The sequence below is a fragment of the Ruegeria sp. BHSA162 genome (assembly GCF_059613385.1).
In genome coordinates, this window is the sequence record NZ_JBXWSK010000154.1 from 1 (window position 1) to 1,502 (window position 1,502).

Annotated in this window: 2 protein-coding genes and 1 pseudogene; all 3 read left to right on the forward strand. The window is 61.1% G+C overall.

Annotation, left to right across the window (positions count from 1 at the left end; genetic code table 11):
* A partial coding sequence (locus AC2FM5_RS19595; protein ID WP_496737648.1) for a GntR family transcriptional regulator occupies positions 1–529 on the forward strand: 529 nt, incomplete at its 5' end.
* Between the two features lie 66 nt (positions 530–595).
* Complete coding sequence (locus AC2FM5_RS19600; protein ID WP_496737650.1) at positions 596–1,165, forward strand: RNA polymerase sigma factor; 570 nt, start codon at positions 596–598, stop codon at positions 1,163–1,165.
* Positions 1,162–1,502 (forward strand): annotated as a pseudogene (locus tag AC2FM5_RS19605) (hypothetical protein); the annotation flags it as partial. The gene AC2FM5_RS19600 and the pseudogene AC2FM5_RS19605, both read left to right, overlap by 4 nt.

Here is a 1,502-nt window from a genome sequence, read left to right on the forward strand (position 1 = left end):
GCTGAAACAGCTTGATGCCGAAGGACTGGTTCAGCTGACGAACAATCGCGGTGCGCGGGTCACGCGCCATTCCCTGTCCGAGATCGGCGAGATCTTCGACCTGCGGTCGCTGTTGGAGACCGACCTGTTCCGTCGGGCAATTCCGCAGATGACCCAATCTGACTTTGCGCGCTGCGAACAACTGCTGGAGCAGATGGAGGCGTCGTACGACGCCAACGACGTCAGCCGGTGGGGCGCGCTGAACTACCAGTACCATTCGGCCCTCTATGCGGCCGCGAACCGAAGCCTGACCAACGAGCTGCTGCATCGCGTGAGCCTGCAGTCGGACCGGTACATCCGAATGCATCTCAGTGTAATGCAACAACGCGAACCGGCCCGCAAAGAGCATCGCGAATTGCTGCGCCTTGCCCGGGATGGACAGGTCGAGCAGGCATGTGCGCTTCTGTCCGCGCATATCGGACGAACCAAGGACCAATTGTTGGCACTGGTGGCTGCCAAGCGAGCGTCCGAGGAAGCGATCGGACGCTGACGCCAAGCGACCGGAAAGAAAGCGTTTTCAATTCTTCTCTGTCTGTGCCAGTTCTGGCGTCGCGGGATGCGTGCCGAAACATGGATCGACCAAGTGCCCAGTGATGACCTCAACAGTTCGGAACAGGCCGTGCGTCAGGCGATTGGGGCGTATTCCAGACGCGTCTGGCGGTTTGCGCTGGCTCTGTCGGGGGCGCAGGATGTTGCCGACGACCTGACCCAGGCCACTTGCCTGCGCGCGTTGGAGCGAAGCCATCAGGTTACGCATACTGATCGGTTGGATTCGTGGCTGATGACGATCTGCCGGTCAATCTGGTTGAACGAGCTGCGGGCGCGGACCGTGCGCAAGTCCCAGGGGTTGGCCGCAACGCCGGACGCCGAATTGATCGCGCCGGGTACCGACGCCGAAATGAATATTTTTGCGCGGGAAGTGTTTACACAGGTGATGCAACTGTCCGAGGCGCAACGCGAAACGGTCATGCTGGTCTTTGTCGAGGGCTACAGTTATCGCGAGGCCGCCGCGTTGCTGGAGGTTCCGATTGGTACGATCATGAGCCGGCTTTCCAATGCCCGCAAGAAACTGCAAGCTGCGATGCCGCAGGATGCCGCTGCGTCCGACCGACGGAGGGACTCATGACCTTTTCCGACGATACGCTAAAGGCCTATCTGCAAGGCTCATTGGGGTCTGAGGAAAGCGATGCCATCGAGGCCGCTGTTGAGAACGATCCGGAACTGGAGCAGCGCCTGATGGATCTGGATCCGATCGCGCCGGTGGTTCGCGAGGTGTTCCGAGACATTCCCGCCGCAGCGCCACAAGTTGAACTGCCGCCTAGGGTTCCGGCTTTGGCGGGGCCCTGGCGCCTGTTGGGCGTCGCGGCTGCCGCGGCCGTGTTGGCCGTATCTCTGACCATTTGGCTGACCCGCTCACAGCCGATGGGATGGGCAGAACAGGCGGCCTTATACCAGTCGCTTTA